Raw genomic sequence first — 20,382 nt, forward strand, 5'->3', positions numbered from 1 at the left:
CCCTCGTCGCTGTTGGACCTCCTTGGAGGGCGAGGTCGGTCCTCCGTCCGGCATGCCCGCAGCGAGGAGAGGACCGCCAGGTGAGCCAGTACGTCAGCAGGCTCGGGCGACGCTCCCCGGCGGCCGCGGCACGGCTCCGGCTGCACCGCAGGCCCCGCCGGGTCGCCATGCTCTCGGTGCACACCTCCCCGCTCCACCAGCCCGGCACCGGTGACGCCGGCGGCATGAACGTCTACATCGTGGAGCTGGCCCAGCGGCTCGCCGCGATCAACATCGAGGTCGAGATCTTCACCCGGGCCACGGCGGGCGGTCTGCCACCCATGGTCGAGCTGGCGCCCGGCGTCCTCGTCCGGCACGTGGACGCGGGCCCCTACGAGGGTCTCGCCAAGGAGGACCTCCCGGCCCAGCTGTGCGCGTTCACGCACGGCGTGATGCAGGCCTGGGCCGGTCACCGCCCCGGCCACTACGACCTCGTCCACTCCCACTACTGGCTCTCCGGCCACGTCGGCTGGCTCGCCGCCCAGCGCTGGGGCGTGCCGCTGGTGCACGCCATGCACACCATGGCCAAGGTCAAGAACGCCAACCTGGCCGACGGCGACACCCCCGAGCCCGCCGCCCGGGTCATCGGCGAGACCCAGATCGTCGCCGCGTCCGACCGGCTCATCGCCAACACGGCGGAGGAGGCCGACGAGCTGGTACGGCACTACACGGCCGACCCCGCCAAGGTCGCCGTGGTCCACCCGGGCGTGAACCTCGACCGCTTCCGCCCCGCCGACGGCCGCGCCGCCGCCCGCGCCCGCCTCGGCCTGCCGCAGGACGCCCTGATCCCGCTCTTCGCGGGCCGCATCCAGCCCCTGAAGGCCCCGGACGTCCTCCTGCGCGCGGTGGCGGTGCTGCTGGACGAGCGGCCCGAGCTGCGCTCCCGCATCCTCGTCCCGGTCGTCGGCGGCCCGAGCGGCAGCGGGCTCGCCAAGCCGGAGGGGCTGCAGAAGCTCGCCGCGCGGCTCGGTGTCGCGGATGTCGTACGGTTCCGGCCGCCGGTCGGCCAGGAGCAGCTCGCGGACTGGTTCCGGGCCGCGTCCGTGCTGGTCATGCCGTCCTACAGCGAGTCCTTCGGGCTGGTCGCCATAGAGGCGCAGGCGGCGGGCACGCCCGTGCTCGCGGCCTCGGTCGGCGGCCTCCCGGTGGCCGTACGCGACGGCGACACCGGGTTCCTGGTCCACGGCCACGATCCCGCCGACTACGCGCGCGTGCTGAGCCGTTTCGTCGACGAGCCGGAACTCCCCGACCGGATGGGCCGGGCCGCCGCGCGGCACGCGCAGTCCTTCGGCTGGGACCGGGCGGCCGCCGAGACTGCCGACGCCTACATGGCCGCGACCCAGTCGCACCGCCGTCGCGTACGCTCCCACCATGGGTGATGTCGAGAGGGCCGGGCAGGTCCTGGAAGGTGTCCTGAAGGACACCGAGCTGGAGTGGGAGAGCCCCGAGCCCGGGAACTACGTGGTCAAGCTGCCCGGTACGCGCAAGCTGTCCACGACGGTCTCCTTCCTCGTCGGCCGCCACTCCCTCTCCCTGAACGCCTTCGTCGTCCGGCACCCCGACGAGAACGAGGCGGGCGTCCACCGCTGGCTCCTGGAGCGCAACCTCAAGCTGTACGGCGTGAGTTACGCCGTCGACCGCCTCGGCGACATCTACGTCACCGCCCGCCTGCCCCTCGCCTCCGTCACCCCCGACGAGATCGACCGCCTCCTCGGCCAGGTCCTGGAAGCGGCCGACGGCGCCTTCAACACCCTCCTGGAGCTGGGCTTCGCCTCCTCGATCCGCAAGGAGTACGCCTGGCGGGTGTCCCGGGGGGAGTCCACCCGCAACCTGGACGCGTTCAGGCATCTGATCGAGCGCCCGCACTGATGCGATAACGCCCCGGTGTCACCCCGACCAGCTTCTTGAAGTGCCGGGTGAGATGGGCCTGGTCGTAGAAGCCGGTGGCCGAGGCCACCTCGCCCGGCGCCAGCCCGTCCAGCAGCAGCCGTCGCGCCCGCCCGACCCGGCGGGACATGAGGTACTGGTGCGGGGCGATGCCGTAGGCGCCGCTGAACGCCCGTACCAGATGGGCGGGATGGGCGTGCAGCAGCCGCGCGGCCTCCTCCAGTAGGACGCCGTCGACGACCCGGGCGTCGAGCAGCTCCCGCAGCGAACGGGCGAGAACGGGATCCGCGCGGTGCGCCGGTGGGGCCGTCCGCCGCAGATGCCCCCGCAGCCGCTCCCCGACGAGGCTCAGCCTGCTCTCCGCCTCCAGTTCGTCGCCCGGGCGGGCGAGAGCGGAGTGCAACTGACCGACGCGCAGCCGCAGTACGGCGTCCCGCAGATCGGGCGTGTCGACGGCGCGCCCGATGAGATCGCTGTCGAGACGGCTGGTGTCGAGGTAGACGACCCGCTTGCGGAAGCCGTCCGGGGTGGCGGGGGAGCCGTTGTGCGGCACGTGCGGCGGGAGCAGGGTGACGGTGTCGTGCGGGGTGCCGTGCTCGTGCCGGTCGAGGTCGTACCGTACGGCCCCGTCGTCCACGATGAGCAGCGTCCAGTCGTCGTGGACGTGCATCGGGTAGGCGTACTCGGTGAAGCGGGCGTGGAAGACCTCGGTGACGCCCGGGACGCGGGGGCGCCACGCGCTGACTTCCTGCCGGTTGCCTTCGTGCCGGTTGCCTTCCTGCCGGGCGGCCATGCAAAGAACGTACAAGACGGCGTCGTACGGCGGTCGGCAGTCTCATTCCATGAGCGCTGAACCCATCCGTTTCGACACGAAGATCGCCGTACTGCTGCGCGCGGACCTGGAGCCCTGGCAGCGGCTCAACGTCACCGCGTTCCTGGTCAGCGGCCTGGGCGCGACGGTCCCCGAGGTGATCGGCGAGCCGTACGAGGACGCGGACGGGGTGTCGTACCTCCCCATGTTCCGCCAGCCGGTGCTGGTCTTCGAGGGCTCGAAGGAGACCCTGAAGGCGGCCCACGGCAGGGCACTGAGCCGTGCCCTGCCCCGTGCCGTCTTCACCTCGGACCTGTTCACGACGGGCAACGACCGCGACAACCGGGCGGCGGTACGCGCCGTGGCGACCGCGGAGCTGGATCTGGTGGGGCTGGCGGTGTACGGCCCGCGCAGCGGCGTGGACAAGGTCCTCAAGGGTGCGCGGATGCATCCGTGAGGACCTTGTTCCGGACGTCGTTGAGGACCTTGTCCCGGGTCAGTCGAACATGCCGGGCTGGTAGTCGCCGGCGGGCTGCTGGACGATGACGTTGACCCGGTTGTAGGCGTTGATCAGGGCGATCAGCGCGACGAGGGCGGCGAGCTGGTCCTCGTCGTAGTGCTTGGCGGCGTTCGCCCAGACCTCGTCCGGGACACCGCCGGCGGCGTCGGCGATCCGGGTGCCCTGCTCCGTCAGCTCCAGTGCGGCCCGCTCGGCCTCGCTGAACACCTTGGCCTCCCGCCAGGTCGCGACCAGGTGCAGCCGCTGCGCGGTCTCACCGGCGGCGGTGGCGTCCTTGGTGTGCATGTCGGTGCAGAACCCGCACCCGTTGATCTGGCTGGCCCGGATCTTCACCAGCTCCTGCGTCGCGGCCGGCAGGGTCGAGTCCGAGATCACCTTCCCAGCCGAGTTGATGTACTTGAAGAACTTGCCGGTGACCGGGTTGGTGAAGAGGTTCAGACGAGCGTCCATGGGGTGCTCCTGGTTGCTGGTTGCCGGTGATTACACCTCCTTGACGGGGCGCCGCGGTGGGATGTGACGTGGCGGCATGTGACGTGGGTCACGCATGCGCGCCTGGTCCGATGCGCTCCGCGAGTTCACCGGTGAGAGTGCCGAGGAGGCCTTCTTCCGCTTCGTCATCGCTGGACTTCTTGGCTTCGTCGCCAGCGGGCTTCTTGTCATGGCTGTGCGTACTGGAAGCCTGGCTGTCCGTACTGGGGGCCTCCGGCTTGGACCAGGTGACCGATTCCTCGGGCTTGGGCTTTTGCGGCGTGGGAAGAGTGGCGGCTGACGCGCCGGCCATTCCGACCGTGGCGAGCAGAAGGGGGGTGGCGATCGCGATGGTCAGGGCTCTGCGTGCACGCATGGGTATCACCTCATGTGGGACAACGGGTCTCCGCCGAGCTACCCCTGGCATTCATTCTGAAAAACCGCTCACCGAACTAACCACTCGTACGGCCGAGCGCCTTCCGTCCCATTCCGGCAACAAGCCCCTTACCTGCGGCACACCCACCGGTAAGGGGCTTTTTCCATGCGGCCCGTCAGGGCCCTTCACGGCCTTCCTCGCGTTGATTCAGTGGCTCGGTGTGTGCGGCGTGCCGGGGTCGGTTCCTGGAGGAGAGCTGGCCGACGAGTTCCGAGAAGCACACCAGGGCGGTGACCGGCGGGATCCCGAAGATCACCAGCGAGAGCACCGCCTGGGAGGAATGGCTCACGCACAGCCCCACGGCCATCGCGGAGGCGGCCAGCACGATGCACCAGGAGCGCCGGGCGGTCCGGCGTTGGGCGGTGGCCCGCAGGACGGAAAGCGCTGCCACGAACCACGGCCCGTACACCGTCAGCGGCCACCACTGCGCCAGTCTCATGGGCAGCACCGCCGAGGCGATCGCGCGCAGCTGCCCGTAGGAATAGGCGACGGACCACACGAGCATCACCACGGCACACAGCGAGACCGCCGCGATCAGGAGAGTGATGTGGGTGACGCGCCGGCCGCCGTCGAGCAGATGGGATTCATGCCGGAGCCGTCGGCGGCTGTTCCTGCGCGGGGGCGGCACGTCCAGCGGGGTGGGGGCGGGGTTCGTGCCGGTCGGGGCGGACAGCATCTGGGCCAGCTCCTCGACCGGGTCCCACTCGTGCGACACGAGGTCCGGTTCCGGGATGGTCCAAGTGGGGTCGTAGAGACCGGCGTCCTGCTGCATCCTGTCCATCGGTAAACCCTCCGCGTCCCTCCACTCAGGAAGCTCCATACAGACTTGCCATGGTCCGCCGATATTCCTTTTCCATGGTGTTGATTGTCGACAGAAAATCGTCGAGCAGGTCCGAGCAGGACGTGAGATCCGCGTCGTCAGCGTGGCGGAACCAGATCGTCGGGTAATCGTCGGCGGTGCGCCGGTCCAATCGCGTCACGGTCACCTAACGACGGCCACCGGAGGTGGGCTTTGGTGCATTCGAGGGAATGCGCGTCACCTGAACGGGGCGGCGTTCGGCGCAATTATGAATACCCAGAAATTTCATTCCCTGAGTACTGGAATTAAATGGTCTACGCAACCGGAACGGAACCTGCACAGGGCGTACGCAATCGCGGCGCGCGCGGTGCCGTTGGTACCGAGTTGTCCCGGTCGGCGCGGCGGTGGCAAGACCTGTGGCCCGCCTGTGTGACGCGGCATGTGCAGAAACTGCCCCCAAAGCGTGACCGTGTGCGCACGGATGCGTCACCGGGGCGGTCAACTGGCGTGGAGTGAACGCCGGTTGGCTGGATGCCCGGCGCACTCCGTGATTTGATCGCTCGCGCCGCCGGGATCCCGCCAGAGTGTCCTGAAAGGGATGGCGTACGCCCGCGGCCGCGGCCCACCGTCTGTCCCCAGCGGGGCCGCTTTCCCCTGTGGACCACCATGCGAAGGGCAGTTTCCCCATGAACTCCGCTCACCAGGTTCAGACCCTCGAGATCTCCGACGCCGAGCTCGACAACGTCTCCGGCGGTCTGAGCCCCGAGGCCGGCCTCACCCTCGACAACACGACCCTCAGCAGCGCCGGCGTGCTGTCGCAGCTCTCCGCCGTCCAGGGCGAGGCGCTGGGCGCCCTCGGCCAGTCCCACCAGATCGGCGTCAACCTCTCCGTCTGATCACCCCGACCGCCGTACCCGGCCCGGCCCCCTACCGGTGGAGACCTCCCAGGTAGGGGGCCCGGTCATGTCTTCTGCGACGGGTGGGGGTGCCGGCGCGGCCGCCGCCATGTGTGCCGCCTGTTCGAGTGCTTGTGGGTACGTCAGCGCTTCTCGTACGGGGGCCGGCGGCATACCTCCGGCAAGCACACTCCCTATCGAAGGAGACGTTCATGCGTGCACCTACCGCGCTGGCCGCCGTCGCTCTCGCCGGTGCCGTCCTGCTCGGAGGCGCGGCCCAGGCCCTCGCCGGCGGCAACGACGACACGGGTATGGGTAGTAGCGCCGCGGGCAACAGCGGAGGCGGCTTCGGGAACACCTCTCACGATAAATCCCATTTCGATTTCGATCCGAAGGGGGCAGGTTTCGGCCAGGTCGGGGGCATTTTCGATCGCTCCACTGGTAACTGACCGCTGGGCCGCTCCTTCATTTCCCGCCCCGCACCGTGATGCTCTCGGTGCGGGGCGGGGATCTTTGCACGCGCCGCGGACGCTCAGCCTCGCCGAGCCGCGTGGTCCGGCGATGCGCGCGGATGCCATGGGGTGATGGTGAGGTCCGCCCTCCTGTCCTGCGTCAGGCGGCGCTGACCTCGGGCTCTGCGTCGGCCCTCGGGGCTGCGGCGGCGGGGCTCTCCTTCGGCAGCCCGCGCATGAGCACTGCGTACCCCACGCCCGCGACCGTCCCCACCACGGCGCAGGTCCCCCACAGCCACTGCGCGCCCAGCCGGTCGATCACCGCGCCGGACATCAGCGGCGCGACCAGCGCGGCGACGGACCAGGACAGCGTGTAGACGCCCTGGTAGCGCCCGCGCCCGTGCACCGGGGAGAGCCGTACGACGAGCCCCGTCTGGGTCGGGGCGTTGACGATCTCGGCGAGGGTCCACACGCAGACGGTGAGGGCGAAGACGCCGACCGACCCGGCGAAGGCGGTGAGCCCGAAGCCGTAGCCGGCGAGCAGCGAGGAGACGACCAGCAGGGTGCGCGGGTCGCGGTGCTCGATGAACCGGGTCACCGGGATCTGCAGGGCGACGATCAGGATGCCGTTGACGGCGATGGCGAGGCCGTAGTCGGCGGGCGAGAACCCGGCGCGGCCCATGGCGACCGGCAGCCCGACCGAGCCCTGCTGGAAGACGAGGGCGACGAGGAAGGACAGCCCGACGACGGCCATGTACCGCCCGTCGCGCAGCACGGTGCCGAGGCTGACGGCGGTGCCGGCGTGCCGGGCCGTGGCGGTGGGCCGTGACTCGGGCAGCTTGAGGAAGACGAGGGCCGCACAGACCGCGGTCATCCCGGCCTCGATGAGGAATCCGGCGAGGTAGCTGTACTCGGCGATGAACCCGGCGGCCATGGAGGAGACGGCGAACCCGAGGTTGATGGCCCAGTAGTTCAGGGAGAACGCCCGCACCCGGTCCTCGGGGCGGACGATGTCGGCCATCATCGCCTGCACGGCGGGCCGGGAGGCGTTGGAGGCCATGCCGACGAGGAAGGCTACGGCGGCGATGGCGACGGGGTCGGTCATGAAGCCGAGCAGGGCGACCGAGGCGGCCGTGGCCGACTGGGCGATGAGAAGGGTGGGCCTCCTGCCGAGCCGGTCGGCCATCACCCCGCCCCCGAGCGAGGAGACGACACCGCCGAGCCCGTGCAGCGAGGCGACGAGACCGGCGTACGAGGCGGAATAGCCGCGGTCCAGGGTGAGGTAGAGGGCCATGAAGGTGGCCACGAAGGCGCCGAGCCGGTTGACGAGGGTGCTGGCCCACAGCCACCAGAACTCGCGGGGTAGCCCGGAGACGCTTTCCCGGGCGGCACGTCTGAGACGGGCGGCGGACATGACAAGACCCCCCATGGATCGAAGGGCGCCCGGTGCGGGCGCTGGAAGCGTTAGTAAGTGGCTCAAGCGGTAAGCACAACTTACATATCGGCTCCACCCGTGGCCACTCGATTAACAGAAGCCGTCAACAGTCCACCCCTCGGCCGGGCAGGGCGGGCCCCGGACCCCTTGGATTACGCTCTGTCCCATGGCCGACGCACCGTACAAGCTGATCCTCCTCCGCCACGGCGAGAGCGAGTGGAACGCGAAGAACCTGTTCACCGGCTGGGTGGACGTCAACCTGAACGAGAAGGGCGAGAAGGAGGCAGTCCGCGGTGGCGAGCTCCTGAAGGACGCCGACCTCCTCCCCGACGTGGTCCACACGTCCCTGCAGAAGCGCGCGATCCGCACGGCCCAGCTGGCCCTCGAGGCCGCGGACCGCCACTGGATCCCGGTCCACCGCAGCTGGCGCCTGAACGAGCGCCACTACGGCGCCCTCCAGGGCAAGGACAAGGCGGCCACGCTGGCCGAGTTCGGCGAGGAGCAGTTCATGCTCTGGCGCCGCTCCTACGACACCCCGCCGCCCCCGCTCGCGGACGACTCGGAGTTCTCCCAGGCGCACGACCCCCGCTACGCGACGATCCCGCCGGAGCTGCGCCCGAACACGGAGTGCCTGAAGGACGTCGTCGTCCGGATGCTCCCCTACTGGTACGACGGCATCGTCCCCGACCTCCTGGCCGGCCGCACGGTCCTGGTCGCGGCCCACGGCAACTCGCTGCGTGCCCTGGTCAAGCACCTGGACGGCATCTCCGACGCCGACATCGCGGGCCTGAACATCCCGACCGGCATCCCGCTCTACTACGAGCTCGACGCCGACTTCAACCCGACCACCCCCGGTGGCAGGTACCTCGACCCCGAGGCGGCCGCGGCGGCCATCGAGGCGGTCAAGAACCAGGGCAAGAAGAAGTAAGCCTGACTGATCAAGGCCCCTACCTGCGGCTCGGCCGCTGGTGGGGGCCTTCGTGCTGTGCTGGGACCGTCTCCGGGCCGTGAGCTCGGCGATCTCCTCTGGAATGTGAGCGGAGATCACGACGGGGGCTTGCTCCACCAGGACCTTGCTGCGCCAGAGGCTCAGGCTCATGGGGCGCCTCGTCGCAGACCAACGTGACGTACTCGACCGCCATCCCGGATCTCCTCCCGTTTCTGACACCTGGTTGGCCTCACAGCCTCACACCTTGGACATGCCCGGAATGCCGGTTATGTGAGCTGTCGGTACGTTCATCGAAGATCGGTCGTCCGGCCGACGCACATAAGAAAGAGAGAGAAGTGCCCATGCCCTCACGTGCTTTCGCTGTGGTCGGCGCCGGGATAGGCGCGACCGTCCTCGCGGCCGCCGGCCTCACCTATGCCTCGACCGCCGAATCCACCCAGGCTTCCGCGCCTGTCCACCGGGCGGCCCAGCCACTGCACCACCCCGCCCAACCGGCCCACCACGCCGCCCAGTCTGCGCAACACGCCGCATCCGCAGCTCCTGCCGCTTCCGCCAAGGCTCCTTCGGGCGCCAAGAACGGGGGCGGAGGCGGAAACGGGGGCCGCGACGGCGGTGGACGCGATGGCGGCGGTGGACGTGACGGCGGCGGTGGACGCGGTGACGGCCACAGGAGAGCCGGAAGGATCTTCTTCAACGAACGTTCGTACCCCGGCTTCGTTGACGGGTGCATCACCGTGGCCAGCGGATTGGGTGCGGACAGCTTCAATGTCCGCAATGAAAGCAGGAGAACCGTCGAGGTCTTCCGGGGCTTCGACTGCGACGAGGGCCCTCCGGTCGCCACGGTGGGACCCCGCAGCGAGACCTTCGGCGTGGTGCCCCATGAGCACGGCGGCGAATTCGGTTTCGACCGTGATGGCGTATTCGGTCACCACGGCGTCGTCGGCAGCTTCCGCGTGGTCTGCGACGACGAGTGGTGGTGACAGCACCCTTCGTCGCACGGGAAAGCCCCCCGGACCGATCCGGTCCGGGGGGCTTTCCCCCTCCTGCCGACGAACCCCCGGCTCGGGAAACTAGGGTGCGCGCATGGACATCGGAAGCGAAGAAGTCACGGACGGCGTGATACTGCGGCTCGCCGAACCGGCGGACGCCCCGGCGCTCTGCACCGCCTATGTCGAGAACCGGAAATACCTCGAACCCTGGGAACCGCGCCGCCCCGAGTCCTTCTTCACCGTGGCCGGTCAGGCACAGCGCCTGGAAGAGCGGAAACGGCAGTACGCGGACGGCCGGCTCGTGCCGTGGCTCCTCGAGTCCGACGGGCGGATCGTGGGGGCCATCACGCTGTCCGGGATCGCCATGGGCCCCTTCTGCAGTTCCTATCTGGGCTACTGGGTCGCCGAGCATGAGCAGGGCCGGGGGCTCGCGACCGCCGCCGTGGAGCGGGTCTGCCGGATCGCCCGGGACCAGGTCGGGCTGCACCGGATCGAGGCGACCACCCTCCTGGAGAACACCGGCTCCCAACGGGTGCTGGAGAAGTGCGGGTTCGAGGCGATCGGCATGGCCCCGCGCTATCTGCACATCAACGGACAGTGGCGGGACCACCGGATGTTCCAGCGGGTGCTGCACGACGACCACCCGGCCCACTGACCCGGGCGGCGCGCCCCGCCCTGCGGCCACCACACCGCCCGCGACCAGCGACGGCCCGACCACGCCCTTGGACGCCCAGCGCACGCCGGCCACGACCGCTCCGTCCAGTGGACGCCCTCGGCGGCCCGGGACATCGCCGTCCGCACGGCGGGGGCGAGGACACCCGAGCCGGTGGCGGCCGCCAGGACCGCCCGTAAGTGGACGATGAACACGGTCAGTTCGGTGTGGTCGGCGTCGGAGCCCGGCAGGGTGGCGGCATCGGCGTCCGAGGCCGGCGCGCCCGGCCGGTACAGGGTGAAGACGTCGCCGATCGCGCCCGGCGGCCACAGGTCGGCGGCCCGCAGCGCCCCCCTGGAGGTGCCGACCGTCGTCCAGCCGGCGCCGAGCAGTTCCCGGCACTCGGTCGGGGTGAGGGCCGTCGACCCGCCGAACAGCCCGTCGAGCAGCACCACTGTGCCGGCCTCCGGTCGTGCAGCGGCGTGAGGTCGCCGCGGCGCACCAGCGGCCGCGGCTCCACGCCGGCCGGCACGGCCGGGTCCAGCGAGTGGACGAAGGCGGCGCCGAAGACGATCGGCCTGGCGGTGTCATCGGGCCACACGATGGCTCCTGCCGGGGTCGACGACGAAGTCGACCATGCCGGGCACCGCCACATGGGCGACGGCGGACACCGAGCCGTCCGAACGCGCCTGGACCGGCCGCCGTCAGGCTCCCCGGCAGGCACGAGCGGCTAGGTTCTCCCGGGGTGGGAACCCGGAGCCTGGGGTGATGGTCATGGCGTCCGAGAGCGCGCTGTGTCAGGCGTGTGTCCGGCTGCTGCCGGTCAGCGGCTCCTCCGTGTCGATCTCCGGAGGAAAGGGCATATGCGTCACCTGGTGTGCCAGTGACCCGCTCGCCGCGCGGCTCGCCGAGTTGCAGTACACCGTCGGGGACGGGCCCTGCCAGACCGCGCTCGACCAGGGTGTCCCTGTCATCGCGGCCGACCTCACCCAGGGCCCCGACGCCCGCCGCTGGCCGATCTTCGCGCACGAGGCGGTGGAGATCGGCGTCCGCGCGGTCTTCTCGCTGCCGCTCGGCGCCGACGGCGCCGCGATCGGCACCCTCGACCTGTACAGCGAACGCGTCGGCGGGCTGACCGGGCGGGAGATGCGGACCGCGCTGTGGGTGCGGGACGCGGTCACCCACGCGCTCATGAGGCTGCGGGCGGCCGACCAGGACCGGACCGGGGAGGAACGCGGCGGCACCGAGCCGGGTGCGGAGGACGAGGTGGCGTCCTGGGTGGCGGCCTCCGAGGCCGACCACACCGAGGTCTACCAGGCGGTCGGGATGGTGATGGTGCAGCTGGACCTGGACCCCGAGCAGGCCCTGGACCGGCTGCGGGCCCGCGCGTATGCCGAGGGCCGCATGGTCAGCCAGCTGGCCCGCGAGGTCCTGGCCCGCAAGCTCCGCTTCCAAAAGGACTTCAGTACACGGGCAGGGCCGGTGTGAATCGCGTTCACACCGGCCCCGTCCTATGACGTCGTACCGCCCCTCAGCCGCACTGGCAGGGGCCACCTGCCTGGCAGCCGCAGCCGCAGCCCGAGCCGCAGCCGCACGCACCGATCAGCGGAAGGCTCCTGGTCTCGGCGGGCTGGGCGGTCTCGCGCTCCTGTGTGGGGTCGGGCGTGGTGCTGGGGGATTCGGCCATGGGTCCCTCCTAAACACTGGGGCAGGGATGCCCTCGCCCATTTCATGCCCGTTTCCCTGGGCGCATCAACGGCGCACAGATGCGCCGACGCGCCCCCGGCGGCGCCGCGAAGGCGCCGGCAGGCGGCTCCCGGCCCCCGGCGGGGTCACGCCCCGTCCACCCCGGTGACCGGCTGGATGTCCGCCTGCAGCTCGTCCGCGTGCTCGCCCGTGACCAGGTAGACGACCCGCTTGGCGACGGCCACCGCGTGGTCGGCGTACCGCTCGTAGTAGCGGCCGAGCAGGGTGACGTCCACCGCCGTCTCGATGCCGTGCTTCCAGCGCTCGTCGATCAGGTGCTGGAACAGCGTGCGGTGCAGCAGGTCCATCTCGTCGTCGTCCTGCTCCAGCTGGAGCGCCAGGTCGACGTCCTTCGTGATGATCACCTCGGCCGCCTTCGCCATCAGGCGCTGCGCGAGCTGGCCCATCTCCAGGATCGTGGCGTGCAGGTCGTTCGGGACCGCACGCTCGGGGAAGCGCAGCCGGGCCAGCTTCGCCACATGCTGGGCGAGGTCGCCGGAGCGCTCCAGGTCGGCGGACATACGCAGGGAGGTGACGACGATACGGAGGTCGGTCGCCACCGGCTGCTGCCGGGCGAGCAGGGCTATGGCGCGCGCCTCCAGGTCGTGCTGGAGCTCGTCGACCTTCTTGTCCGCCTCGATCACGCTCTCGGCCAGCTTGAGATCGGCGTCCAGGATGGCGGTCGTGGCGCGCCCGATCGCCGACCCGACCAGCCGGGCCATTTCCACCAGACCGTCACCGATCGAGTCAAGTTCCTCGTGGTACGCGTCCCGCATCAGGGTTCCCTCTCATAGGTGTGCTTGGTCCCCACGCTCCCACGTTCCGACCCGCACGCGTCCGTTTCCGCCACCCCAAATGAACCAATACTGGCTCCCAGGTGAACTCTGGGCGACGAGTCTCCGAGGTGCCACCTGGACGGCTGTGGGTATGTCGTACCCCCTGCTTAACCTGGAGGCATGGACGTGAACGCGGCGGTCGCCGCAGCGGCAGCGATCGCCGGGGTGCTCACCGGTGTCATCGCCATGCTGGCGTTCCGTTGGAGCGAACGCGACCAGAAGCGACCGACCAGGACTTCTTTGCACACCGATCCCGTACTCCCGCCCGGCGTGGACACCGTACTGTCCGTGCTCCGCTCCTCCGCCGTCGTCCTCGACGAGGCGGATGCCGTGGTCAAGGCCAGCTCCGCGGCCTACGCCCTCGGGCTGGTCCGCGGCGGCAAGCTCGCCGTGGAGCCCATGCTCCAGATGGCCAGGGACACGAGGAGGGACGGCGAGATACGGCAGGTCGAGCTGGACCTGCCCCGGCGCGGCACCGGCCGCGGCGAGGCCCTCGCCGTCTCCGCGCGCGTGGCCCCGCTCGGCTCCCGCCTGGTCCTGCTGCTGGTCGAGGACCTGACGGAGGCCCGCAGGATCGAGGCCGTACGACGCGACTTCGTGGCCAATGTGAGCCATGAGCTGAAGACGCCCGTCGGCGCCCTCTCCCTGCTGTCCGAGGCGGTCATGGACGCCTCCGACGACCCCGAGGCCGTACAGCGCTTCGCGGGCCGTATGCAGATCGAGGCGACCCGCCTGACCAACCTGGTCCAGGAGCTGATCGACCTCTCCCGGGTGCAGAACGACGACCCGCTGGAGGACGCCGAGCCCGTCCGCGTGGACGAGCTGGTCGCCGAGGCCGTGGACCGCTGCCGGCACCAGGCCGGCACGAAGCAGATCACCATGGCCGCGGGAGGTACGGCCGACCTGCACGTCTGGGGCCACCGCGGCCAGCTCGCCGCGGCCCTCGGCAACCTCGTCGAGAACGCCGTGAACTACTCCCCGGCCCGCACCCGCGTCGGCATAGCCGCCCGCCGGGTCACCGCGCCCGGCGGCGACATGATCGAACTTGCCGTCACGGACCAGGGCATCGGCATCTCCGACAAGGACAAGGAGCGCATCTTCGAGCGCTTCTACCGCGTCGACCCCGCCCGCTCCCGCCAGACCGGTGGCACCGGTCTGGGTCTCGCGATCGTCAAGCACGTGGTCGCCTCGCACGGCGGGGAGGTCACGGTCTGGAGCGCCGAGGGCCAGGGCTCCACCTTCACCCTCAGGCTGCCGGAGGCGGGTGCGGCCCGCGACCGCGCATCGCAGCATCCCGACCCCGACCTCGACGACGAGGCCGGCACCAACGAGTCATCCCCGTACGAACCGCTTCCCGCCCCGGAGGTCCTTCCGTGACCCGAGTGCTCGTCGTCGAGGACGAGGAGTCCTTCTCCGACGCCCTGTCGTACATGCTCCGCAAGGAGGGCTTCGAGGTCGCCATCGCGGCCACGGGCCCCGACGGACTCGACGAGTTCGAGCGCAACGGCGCCGACCTCGTCCTCCTCGACCTGATGCTGCCGGGTCTGCCCGGCACGGAGGTGTGCCGCCAGCTGCGTGGCCGCTCCAACGTCCCCGTGATCATGGTGACCGCCAAGGACAGCGAGATCGACAAGGTCGTCGGCCTCGAAATAGGAGCCGACGACTACGTCACCAAGCCGTTCTCCTCGCGGGAGCTGGTCGCCCGCATCCGCGCCGTGCTGCGCCGCCGCGGCGAGCCGGAGGAGGTCACCCCGGCCGCCCTGGAGGCGGGCCCGGTGCGCATGGACGTCGACCGGCACGTGGTGACGGTCTCCGGCTCGAAGGTGGACCTCCCCCTCAAGGAGTTCGACCTGCTGGAGATGCTCCTGCGCAACGCCGGCCGCGTCCTGACCCGCATGCAGCTCATCGACCGCGTCTGGGGCGCCGACTACGTGGGCGACACCAAGACCCTCGACGTCCACGTCAAGCGCCTGCGCGCCAAGATCGAGCCGGACCCAGGGGCGCCGCGTTACCTGGTGACGGTGCGGGGGCTGGGCTACAAGTTCGAGCCGTAAGCCGTAGACACCGGCTGTACGACGAAGGGCGGCACCCGCGCTGGGTGCCGCCCTCGTGTGTACGGCCTCAGTGACCGGCGGTCGACTGGGACGCCGAGTCGGACGGGGTGGCGCCGGTGTTCGTGGTGTCGCCCGCGGAGCTCGCTGAGGAGGACGGCGTGGCCTTGCCGCCCTTGTGCGGCTTGGCGGAACCGGAGGGCGTGGCACCCGGGGCGCCGCTGGGGGCCGCCGAGGCGGACGGGATCTGGCTCGGGCCCCACTTGTCGAAGTAGCTGGTGGCCGGCACCACGTAGGCGCGCAGGCTCACGTCACCGGTCTTGCTGAAGGTGAAGGTGACCTTCTGCGCGTTGCCGTCCTGGACCGCCGTGCGGCCGCTGGGCAGCTCCGCGGAGGCGTTGCCCTTGCCGCCGAGGAGCAGGGAGCCGTGGGCCGGGACGGTCAGGTTCCCGCCCTTGGTCGCGGTCAGTTTGACCGTCTCGCTGCTGCCCGCAATGGCGATGGACTGCAGGGTCTCGTCCGTGTCGCCCGTGTTGAACAGGGTCGCGGAGATCACGGCCGGACCCGTCGACTTCAGGTCGGGCTGGGTGATGACCAGGGCATTCTGGATCTTGATGTCGCCGACGCTCGTCGCCGCGTTGTCCGGCTTGACTTCCAGGGTCTGCGAGTTGTTGCCGGCGCCGCAGGCGGCGAGCGAGGCGATCGAGAAGACGATGGCGGAGGCGGCGAGGGCGCCGCGTCGAAGGCTGCTGCTCACGGCGGCGGCAACTCCTTGAACGCGCGGGCGGCTCCTCTTATAAAGCCACCCTAAGTGTCTGTCAGCGGCCTTAGGTTACCGAGCCGTTCCCGAGCGGCCGCACCCGACCCTCCCCAAGCAGGCCGCTTGCCTCCGGCTGGGGGTACCGCAACGGCCTTCGCCACTCCCGTCACAAGTGACTCTCCAGTCACTTTGCCGAGCGCTGGTCCGCCATTCACATAACCGCTCGCAAAATTTCCGTGAAGGAATGCGCGATCCTCGAAGACCGTCCCCGAACTCCGTCCCGAACTCCGTCCTCGATGACCGACCCCGATATTGATCACTCGCCACCCGCCCGGCGGTCGTTGATCAATTCCGGATTCGACACGGAGCGGCCCCGAGTCACCGAACGGAGTAGCGGAAGTCGTACGCTTGGAACCGGACAAAACGGGATGTTCATCCGCTTGGAGACGGCTCCGAGGGTGTGTACCGTACGCGTTTCACCCCGCCCGGAGAGCCCCTCCCACCTGCGAATTCCCGCTCCACAACGCCCCCCGCAGCACGTTCCAGTCGCAGTTGTCAAGCCCCGAGATATGCCCTGACCTGCGAAAACGCCATTCAGAAGACGCCGTATCCGTGTTACCCTGGATAGCCACGGAAGGGGTACCTGTCACATGACGTTCAAGGTTGGCGACACCGTGGTCTATCCCCATCACGGGGCCGCGCTGATCGAGGCCATCGAAACTCGCCAGATCAAAGGCGTGGACAAGACCTACTTGGTGCTGAAGGTCGCCCAGGGTGACCTGACGGTGCGTGTGCCAGCGGACAATGCTGAGTTCGTGGGCGTGCGTGATGTGGTCGGTCAGGACGGGCTGGACCGGGTCTTCGAGGTGCTGCGCGCGCCGTACGCCGAGGAGCCCACGAACTGGTCCCGTCGTTACAAGGCAAACCTGGAGAAGCTCGCCTCCGGCGATGTCATCAAGGTCGCGGAAGTCGTGCGTGACCTGTGGCGTCGTGAGCGCGAGCGAGGGCTCTCCGCCGGTGAGAAGCGCATGCTCGCCAAGGCCCGCCAGATCCTGGTGAGCGAGCTGGCTCTCGCGGAGAACACGAACGAGGACAAGGCCGAGGCCCTGCTCGACGAGGTGCTCGCCTCCTGACGCACCACGGTGGCGGTCCTTCGCTTCCGCCACGCTCAGCACGTTCAGCACAGTGAAATGCCGCGGTGCCCGATGACATTGACCATGTCGCCGGGCGCTGCGGCATGTTCGTCCCTGGGAAAGGCCGCACCGTTTCAGCGCGGCTCCGGCAGCCGGAAACGGGGCGCCGAAACGCCTACCGTACATCTCAGGGAAAGCTGGCCCCCTGCTGGTTGTGCCGGGCCCGGGCAGATGGCTCGACCAGGGTCACGGAAAGGGTCCGGTCAAGGCGTCGCGCCCGGCACTCCTCCAGGCCATACCCACCTAGGTCGAGCACACAAACCTGACAGGAACCGATGTCTGACGAATCGCGCCCTTCGCCCGCGCCGACCCCCGTCGCCGCCGTGATTCCCGCAGCCGGCCGGGGCGTACGCCTCGGTCCGGGCGCCCCCAAGGCGCTACGCGCGCTGAACGGCACGCCCATGCTTATCCACGCGGTCCGCGCGCTCGCCGCGTCCCGCCATGTCTCCCTGGTGATCGTCGTCGCCCCGTCGGACGGCGCCGCCGAGGTCAAGTCCCTGCTCGACGCGCACGCGCTGCCCGAGCGGACCGACTTCCTCGTCGTCCCCGGCGGCGACAGCCGCCAGGAATCGGTCAAGCTGGGCCTCGACGCCCTTCCCCCCGAGTACGGCGTCGTCCTCGTCCACGACGCGGCCCGCCCCCTGGTCCCCGTCGACACCGTCGACGCGGTCATCGAGGCCGTACGCGACGGCGCCCCCGCCGTCGTCCCCGCGCTGCCGCTCGCCGACACCGTCAAGGAGGTCGAGCCCGCCATCGAGCCCGGCGAGCCGGAACCGGTCGTCGCCACCCCCGAGCGGGCCCGCCTCCGCGCGGTCCAGACGCCCCAGGGCTTCGACCGCGAGACCCTGATCCGCGCCCACGAGACGGTCACCGACAACGTCACCGACGACGCGAGCATGGTCGAACAGCTGGGCCTGACGGTCGTGGCCGTCCCCGGTCACGAGGAGGCCTTCAAGGTCACCCGCCCCCTCGACCTCGTCCTCGCCGAGGCGGTCCTGGCCCGCAGGAGGCTGAACGATGGCTTCTGAGGCCGGCTTCGTGCTGCCCCTGCCGCAGGTCGGCATCGGCACCGACATCCACGCCTTCGAGGAGGGCCGCGAGCTGTGGTGCGCGGGCCTGAAGTGGGAGGACGAGGGGCCGGGGCTGGCCGGCCACTCCGACGCCGACGTCGTCGCGCACGCGGCCTGCAACGCCCTCTTCTCCGCCGCCGGGCTCGGCGACCTGGGGCAGCACTTCGGCACCGGCCGGCCCGAGTGGTCGGGCGCCGCCGGGGTCACGCTGCTCACCGAGGCCGCCCGGATCGTCCGCGCGGCGGGCTTCACCATCGGCAACATCGCCGTCCAGGTGATCGGCCCCCGTCCGAAGATCGGCAAGCGGCGCACCGAGGCCCAGAAGATCCTCTCCGCGGCGGCCGGCGCCCCCGTCACCGTCTCCGGCGCCACGACGGACGGCCTCGGCTTCCCGGGCCGCGAGGAAGGGCTGATGGCGATCGCGACGGCACTGGTGGTCCGTACGGGCTGAGGCCGCCGCCGCTCTGCTCGTGGTGCGGGTGAGCGGAGAGCGTGCGAGGGTACCCGGAGAGTCACTGCCGACCGAGGAGGTACCCCATGCCCGCCGCCCTGCCCGAACGGCTCAAGTCCCTGCTCGACGGTCCGGTCTTCATCGTGGTCGGCACCATCCAGCCCGACGGCCGCCCGCAGCTGTCCCCGGTGTGGGTGAAGCGGGACGGTGACCAGATCCTGTTCTCCACGACCGTCGACCGCCGCAAGAAGAAGAACCTCGACCGCGACCCCCGGGTGAGCGTCGTCGTCCAGGACCCCGAGACGCCCTACGTCTACGGCGAGATCCGGGGCACCGCGGAGTTCACCACACAGGGCGCCAAGGAACTGATCGACGAACTGTCGCTGAAGTACACCGGCAAGAAGTACGCGGAGTTCAACCCGGCGTCCGCCGCCGACGCCGACCGTGTGATCGTCAGGATCACGCCGGAGAAGGTCGTGGGCATGTTCTGAGCCATGCGGCACCGGGCACCACCCAGCGCCCACTACCCTGGAGTGGTGACCATTCGCCTGTACGACACCAGCGCCCGGCAGATCCGTGACTTCGCCCCGCTCAAGCCGGGTTGTGTCTCGATCTACCTGTGTGGCGCCACCGTGCAGGCGGCACCGCACATCGGGCACATCCGCTCGGGCCTCAACTTCGACATCATGCGCCGCTGGTTCGAGTACCGCGGCTACGACGTGACGTTCATCAGGAACGTCACGGACATCGACGACAAGATCATCGCCAAGGCCGCCGACCAGGGCCGCCCCTGGTGGGCCATCGGCTACGCCAACGAGCGCGCGTTCGACGACGGCTACACGGTGCTCGGCTGCCTGCCCCCGACGTACGAGCCGCGGGCCACCGGGCACGTCCCCGAGATGATCGAGATGATGCGCGGGCTCATCGAGCGCGGGCACGCCTACGCGGCCGACGGCAACGTCTACTTCGACGTGCGCTCCTTCCCGGAGTACCTCCAGCTCTCCAACCAGGAGCTGGACAACCTGCGCCAGCCCGAGGGCGAGGGCGAGACCGGCAAGCGGGACCAGCGCGACTTCGCGCTGTGGAAGGCCGTGAAGCCGGGCGAGCCCAGCTGGGAGACGCCGTGGGGACGCGGCCGGCCCGGCTGGCACCTGGAGTGCTCCGCCATGGCGCACAAGTACCTGGGCGAGGCCTTCGACATCCACGGCGGCGGGCTGGACCTGATCTTCCCGCACCACGAGAACGAGATCGCCCAGGCCAAGGCGTTCGGCGACGAATTCGCGAAGTACTGGGTGCACAACGCCTGGGTCACGCTCAGCGGCGAGAAGATGTCGAAGTCGCTCGGCAACAGCGTGCTCGTCTCCGAGATGGTCAAGCACTGGCGCCCCATCGTGCTCCGCTACTACCTCGGCACCCCGCACTACCGCTCGATGATCGAGTACAGCGAGGAGGCGCTGCGCGAGGCCGAGTCGGCGTTCGCGCGCATCGAGGGCTTCGTGCAGCGCGTCACGGAGCTGGCCGGCAAGACCGTCGAGCCGGCCGCCGAGGTCCCGCCGGCCTTCGCCGAGGCGATGGACGACGACCTGGGCGTCCCGCAGGCGCTCGCCGTCGTGCACACCACCGTCCGGCAGGGCAACAGCGCACTGGCCGCCGACGACAAGGACGCCGCCGTCGCCCGCCTCGCCGAGGTACGGGCCATGCTCGGCGTCCTCGGCCTCGACCCGCTGGACGAGTGCTGGGCCGGCGAGGGCGCGGGCCAGGGCGAGGACCTGCACGGCGTGGTCGACAGCCTCGTACGCCTCGTCCTCGACCAGCGCGAGTCCGCCCGCGCCCGCAAGGACTGGGCCACCGCCGACGCCATCCGCGACCAGCTGGGCCAGTCCGGCCTGGTCATCGAGGACAGCCCGCAGGGCCCCCGCTGGACCCTGGGCCAGCGCTGACC

The 20,382-nt window shown here is 70.2% G+C and carries 26 protein-coding genes; 16 read left to right on the top strand and 10 right to left on the bottom strand.

The window, feature by feature from the left end:
- Positions 1-80: 80 nt before the first annotated feature.
- Complete coding sequence (gene mshA, locus ACWC0C_RS00495; RefSeq protein ID WP_449197591.1) at positions 81-1,418, top strand: D-inositol-3-phosphate glycosyltransferase; 1,338 nt, start codon at positions 81-83, stop codon at positions 1,416-1,418.
- Positions 1,411-1,908, top strand: a complete 498-nt coding sequence (locus ACWC0C_RS00500) for a YbjN domain-containing protein (protein WP_449197592.1) — start codon at positions 1,411-1,413, stop codon at positions 1,906-1,908. Before mshA ends, ACWC0C_RS00500 begins: the two co-directional genes overlap by 8 nt.
- On the opposite strand, the gene ACWC0C_RS00505 is transcribed toward ACWC0C_RS00500, so the two are convergent.
- The gene (locus tag ACWC0C_RS00505) at positions 1,880-2,719 is read right to left on the bottom strand and encodes an AraC family transcriptional regulator (RefSeq protein ID WP_449197593.1); all 840 of its coding nucleotides are present in this window, start codon (positions 2,717-2,719) and stop codon (positions 1,880-1,882) included. The genes ACWC0C_RS00500 and ACWC0C_RS00505 overlap by 29 nt on opposite strands.
- Before the next feature lie 49 nt (positions 2,720-2,768).
- Between ACWC0C_RS00505 and ACWC0C_RS00510 the strand changes: the two genes are divergently transcribed.
- Entirely contained in the window at positions 2,769-3,194 is a 426-nt protein-coding gene (locus ACWC0C_RS00510; protein ID WP_449197594.1) for a DUF2000 family protein, read from the top strand.
- A gap of 39 nt (positions 3,195-3,233) precedes the next feature.
- Here ACWC0C_RS00510 and ACWC0C_RS00515 read toward each other — a convergent pair whose 3' ends face one another.
- The 4 genes from ACWC0C_RS00515 to ACWC0C_RS00530 form a co-directional block, all read right to left on the bottom strand.
- Positions 3,234-3,707 carry a carboxymuconolactone decarboxylase family protein gene (locus tag ACWC0C_RS00515; protein WP_450860514.1) on the bottom strand — a complete coding sequence of 158 codons (474 nt, stop codon included), beginning with the start codon at positions 3,705-3,707 and terminating at the stop codon, positions 3,234-3,236.
- 88 nt (positions 3,708-3,795) lie between these two features.
- Positions 3,796-4,101, bottom strand: a complete 306-nt coding sequence (locus tag ACWC0C_RS00520) for a hypothetical protein (RefSeq protein WP_450860516.1) — start codon at positions 4,099-4,101, stop codon at positions 3,796-3,798.
- A 175-nt stretch (positions 4,102-4,276) separates the two neighbouring features.
- Positions 4,277-4,942, bottom strand: a complete 666-nt coding sequence (locus ACWC0C_RS00525) for a DUF2637 domain-containing protein (protein ID WP_449197597.1) — start codon at positions 4,940-4,942, stop codon at positions 4,277-4,279.
- Between the two features lie 25 nt (positions 4,943-4,967).
- Positions 4,968-5,132 (bottom strand): hypothetical protein, encoded by a 165-nt coding sequence (locus tag ACWC0C_RS00530; protein WP_450860517.1) that lies wholly within the window; start codon positions 5,130-5,132, stop codon positions 4,968-4,970.
- A 514-nt stretch (positions 5,133-5,646) separates the two neighbouring features.
- Here ACWC0C_RS00530 and ACWC0C_RS00535 point away from each other — a divergent pair.
- Entirely contained in the window at positions 5,647-5,856 is a 210-nt protein-coding gene (locus tag ACWC0C_RS00535) for a hypothetical protein (RefSeq protein WP_449197599.1), read from the top strand.
- Positions 5,857-6,068: 212 nt separating this feature from the next.
- Complete coding sequence (locus ACWC0C_RS00540; RefSeq protein ID WP_450860519.1) at positions 6,069-6,305, top strand: hypothetical protein; 237 nt, start codon at positions 6,069-6,071, stop codon at positions 6,303-6,305.
- A gap of 163 nt (positions 6,306-6,468) precedes the next feature.
- On the opposite strand, the gene ACWC0C_RS00545 is transcribed toward ACWC0C_RS00540, so the two are convergent.
- The gene (locus ACWC0C_RS00545; RefSeq protein ID WP_450860521.1) at positions 6,469-7,722 is read right to left on the bottom strand and encodes an MDR family MFS transporter; all 1,254 of its coding nucleotides are present in this window, start codon (positions 7,720-7,722) and stop codon (positions 6,469-6,471) included.
- A 187-nt stretch (positions 7,723-7,909) separates the two neighbouring features.
- Between ACWC0C_RS00545 and ACWC0C_RS00550 the strand changes: the two genes are divergently transcribed.
- The 3 genes from ACWC0C_RS00550 (at position 7,910) to ACWC0C_RS00560 (ending at position 10,336) form a co-directional block, all read left to right on the top strand.
- Positions 7,910-8,671: a phosphoglyceromutase gene (locus ACWC0C_RS00550; protein WP_449197602.1), complete on the top strand. Its 762-nt coding sequence runs from the start codon at positions 7,910-7,912 to the stop codon at positions 8,669-8,671.
- 362 nt (positions 8,672-9,033) lie between these two features.
- Entirely contained in the window at positions 9,034-9,672 is a 639-nt protein-coding gene (locus ACWC0C_RS00555) for a hypothetical protein (protein ID WP_450860523.1), read from the top strand.
- Between the two features lie 103 nt (positions 9,673-9,775).
- The gene (locus tag ACWC0C_RS00560) at positions 9,776-10,336 is read left to right on the top strand and encodes a GNAT family N-acetyltransferase (RefSeq protein ID WP_450860524.1); all 561 of its coding nucleotides are present in this window, start codon (positions 9,776-9,778) and stop codon (positions 10,334-10,336) included.
- Here the strand turns inward: ACWC0C_RS00560 and ACWC0C_RS00565 are convergent.
- Positions 10,258-10,788 carry a TfuA-like protein gene (locus tag ACWC0C_RS00565; RefSeq protein ID WP_450860526.1) on the bottom strand — a complete coding sequence of 177 codons (531 nt, stop codon included), beginning with the start codon at positions 10,786-10,788 and terminating at the stop codon, positions 10,258-10,260. The genes ACWC0C_RS00560 and ACWC0C_RS00565 overlap by 79 nt on opposite strands.
- 319 nt (positions 10,789-11,107) lie before the next feature.
- Between ACWC0C_RS00565 and ACWC0C_RS00570 the strand changes: the two genes are divergently transcribed.
- On the top strand, positions 11,108-11,821 hold the full coding sequence (locus ACWC0C_RS00570) for a GAF and ANTAR domain-containing protein (protein ID WP_450860528.1): 714 nt from the start codon (positions 11,108-11,110) through the stop codon (positions 11,819-11,821).
- 43 nt (positions 11,822-11,864) lie between these two features.
- On the opposite strand, the gene ACWC0C_RS00575 is transcribed toward ACWC0C_RS00570, so the two are convergent.
- A complete protein-coding gene (locus ACWC0C_RS00575; protein ID WP_449197606.1) occupies positions 11,865-12,020 on the bottom strand; it encodes a hypothetical protein in 156 nt (51 codons plus the stop codon).
- Positions 12,021-12,165: 145 nt separating this feature from the next.
- Entirely contained in the window at positions 12,166-12,855 is a 690-nt protein-coding gene (phoU, locus tag ACWC0C_RS00580; protein WP_449197607.1) for a phosphate signaling complex protein PhoU, read from the bottom strand.
- Positions 12,856-13,035: 180 nt separating this feature from the next.
- On the opposite strand from phoU, the gene ACWC0C_RS00585 reads away from it, so the two are divergent.
- Both ACWC0C_RS00585 and ACWC0C_RS00590 read left to right on the top strand, forming a co-directional pair.
- Positions 13,036-14,292, top strand: a complete 1,257-nt coding sequence (locus ACWC0C_RS00585) for a sensor histidine kinase (protein WP_449197608.1) — start codon at positions 13,036-13,038, stop codon at positions 14,290-14,292.
- The gene (locus ACWC0C_RS00590) at positions 14,289-14,969 is read left to right on the top strand and encodes a response regulator transcription factor (protein ID WP_007382946.1); all 681 of its coding nucleotides are present in this window, start codon (positions 14,289-14,291) and stop codon (positions 14,967-14,969) included. Before ACWC0C_RS00585 ends, ACWC0C_RS00590 begins: the two co-directional genes overlap by 4 nt.
- 67 nt (positions 14,970-15,036) lie before the next feature.
- Here ACWC0C_RS00590 and ACWC0C_RS00595 read toward each other — a convergent pair whose 3' ends face one another.
- Positions 15,037-15,723, bottom strand: coding sequence for a DUF461 domain-containing protein (locus ACWC0C_RS00595; protein WP_449197609.1), 687 nt, complete (start codon positions 15,721-15,723; stop codon positions 15,037-15,039).
- A 653-nt stretch (positions 15,724-16,376) separates the two neighbouring features.
- Between ACWC0C_RS00595 and ACWC0C_RS00600 the strand changes: the two genes are divergently transcribed.
- From ACWC0C_RS00600 to cysS, 5 genes are all read left to right on the top strand, one after another.
- On the top strand, positions 16,377-16,859 hold the full coding sequence (locus tag ACWC0C_RS00600) for a CarD family transcriptional regulator (RefSeq protein ID WP_003953493.1): 483 nt from the start codon (positions 16,377-16,379) through the stop codon (positions 16,857-16,859).
- Positions 16,860-17,194: 335 nt separating this feature from the next.
- Positions 17,195-17,947, top strand: coding sequence for a 2-C-methyl-D-erythritol 4-phosphate cytidylyltransferase (gene ispD, locus ACWC0C_RS00605; protein ID WP_450860531.1), 753 nt, complete (start codon positions 17,195-17,197; stop codon positions 17,945-17,947).
- Positions 17,937-18,440 (top strand): 2-C-methyl-D-erythritol 2,4-cyclodiphosphate synthase, encoded by a 504-nt coding sequence (ispF, locus tag ACWC0C_RS00610; protein WP_449197611.1) that lies wholly within the window; start codon positions 17,937-17,939, stop codon positions 18,438-18,440. The genes ispD and ispF overlap by 11 nt, the downstream gene beginning before the upstream one ends.
- A gap of 86 nt (positions 18,441-18,526) precedes the next feature.
- Positions 18,527-18,931, top strand: a complete 405-nt coding sequence (locus ACWC0C_RS00615) for a PPOX class F420-dependent oxidoreductase (RefSeq protein ID WP_449197612.1) — start codon at positions 18,527-18,529, stop codon at positions 18,929-18,931.
- 45 nt (positions 18,932-18,976) lie between these two features.
- Positions 18,977-20,380, top strand: a complete 1,404-nt coding sequence (gene cysS / locus ACWC0C_RS00620; RefSeq protein WP_450860534.1) for a cysteine--tRNA ligase — start codon at positions 18,977-18,979, stop codon at positions 20,378-20,380.
- Positions 20,381-20,382: the final 2 nt, after the last annotated feature.

The organism is Streptomyces sp. NPDC001709 (assembly GCF_053596375.1).